Origin of the sequence: Ilumatobacter nonamiensis YM16-303, assembly GCF_000350145.1 — a bacterium.
In the GTDB taxonomy this organism is placed as follows: domain Bacteria; phylum Actinomycetota; class Acidimicrobiia; order Acidimicrobiales; family Ilumatobacteraceae; genus Ilumatobacter_A; species Ilumatobacter_A nonamiensis.
In genome coordinates this window covers 1-1,854 of the sequence record NZ_BAOL01000315.1, presented here as the reverse complement: position 1 = coordinate 1,854, position 1,854 = coordinate 1, and the positions used below count along the sequence as shown (strand labels likewise).

General features: G+C 66.9%; 1 protein-coding gene. It reads right to left on the bottom strand.

Annotation, left to right across the window (positions count from 1 at the left end):
- Positions 1–241: 241 nt before the first annotated feature.
- Positions 242–1,854 (bottom strand): acyltransferase family protein (locus tag ON45_RS23310; protein ID WP_040496548.1); only part of this gene is annotated, 1,613 nt, incomplete at its 5' end.

Here is a 1,854-nt window from a genome sequence, read left to right as displayed (position 1 = left end):
GTTGGCGTGGTACACCATCACCGCGATCACGGCGAGCGCGCGCATTCCGTCGAGCCCCGCGAGATACGGGACGCGACTGATCTGGGCGGTGTTCTCCCGCACGTCGACGTCGGGAGACGTCTTCGTGGCGAACGTCGTCATGTCGGCAACAAGTATCGTCAGTGGGGCGTCCAGATTCGCGTCACCACGCGAAGTGGACATCGGTCACGCGCGGCCGATCGGCCGGTACCGGAGCCGGGAATCAGCTCGCGAGAGCGCCGGCGATCAGTTCGGCGTAGTACCGCCGACCGGCCGGCTTCAGGTGGAAACCGTCGTTCTCGAAGCAGTCGCCGGTGCAGGCGGGCGCCAAGCCCTGCCAATCGAGCACCTCGACATTGTCGTTCGCCGCAGCGGCGGCGTAGATGAGCTCGTTGTTCCCCGCGGTGTAGTCACGGTCGACGTCGTTGGTGAGCAGCAACACGTTCGGGACGGTCGACACGGCGGTCATCATCCGATCCATGTTCGCCTGGCCGATCGGGCCGTTCGTGCCGAGGTGGATGACCAACGTCTCCGGCAGCCGGTCCTGGGCGCCGAGCTTCTCGATCGTGTCGAGCCCGTTGACCCACGCCCGACTCTCGATCGCATCGACGGTGAACCCGAGCTCGTTCAGCTGCGGGGCTGCGCCCTGCATCACCGAGTCGCCGAGCGCGAGCTGGGCAGACGTCGGCGCCGCCGCGGTGGTCGGGGGAGCGGTCGTCTTAGGAGCGAGGGACGTCTCGGGGGTCTCGGCGGCAGCGCCCTCGTCTGCCGGGTCGGAAGCCGGAGTCTCGACCGCTTCGGTGTTCGGAGTGAGCAGCTCGTCGTCGGCCACCGAATCATCCGTGGCGATGGGATTGCCGTCGGCGTCGAAGTCGTCCACTCCGTCACAATCGATGTCGACCAGGACGTCGCACGTCGATTCCGCCGACTCCTCGAGACTGACCGCGAGATCGTTCTGCTTCAGTTCGGCGGTCGCCATGCTGCCGACGGCGAACACCGCGAGCAACGCCGCGACGCCGGAGGCCACGTAGGCCCGCTTGCGCTGGTCGTCGCTGAGGCTGTTCCGCGACGGAATCCCGGCCCGGCGCCGCTGCCACAGCTCGCCGAGCTTGCCCTGCCGGATCGGTGTCTCGATGTACCGGTACGAGAGTTCGGTGATCACGCACGTCGCCACGAGCGCGAGCACGAACTCGTGGACCTGCAGCTTGTTGGCGGCGATGTTGCGGATGATCTGGTAGATCGGCCAGTGGTAGAGGTACAGCCCGTACGACCGCGTGCCGATCCAGATCAACACCGGGAGCGAGAGGATCTTGCCGGTGGTCGCACCCTGATGCGTCACGGCGGCGATCACGGCGATCGTGGCGAGCCCAGTGATGAACAGACCACCGCGGAACAGGAATCCGACACCTTGGTCCGGTTGGAAGCTGACGAACCAGGCGAGCGCCCCGAGCACGACCAGGCCCACGAGCGCCCCGATGTCGAACATTCCCGGCTTGTTCCGCAGCGGGCTGCGCATCACCGCCACGGGCCGCCAGATCATGGCGAATGCGGCACCGAGGAGCAAGCCGCCGGCACGCGAGAACGTGGACAGGTAGAGCGCGTCCGGGATCGAGATCGCGCGGCCGAAGATCGTCCAGTACGCATCGGGCGTGAACTCGGGGTTCTGCTGGGGACCCGAGTAGCTGAGCAGCGCGACGGCGACGGTGATCAACACCGCCGCGAGGAACAACCAGCGCGCCATCCCGGAGATCCGACGGCTGCCGACGCGGATGAACGCGAACATGACCAGCGGCCAGATCACGTAGAACTGCTCCTCCACGGCGAGGCTCCACAGGT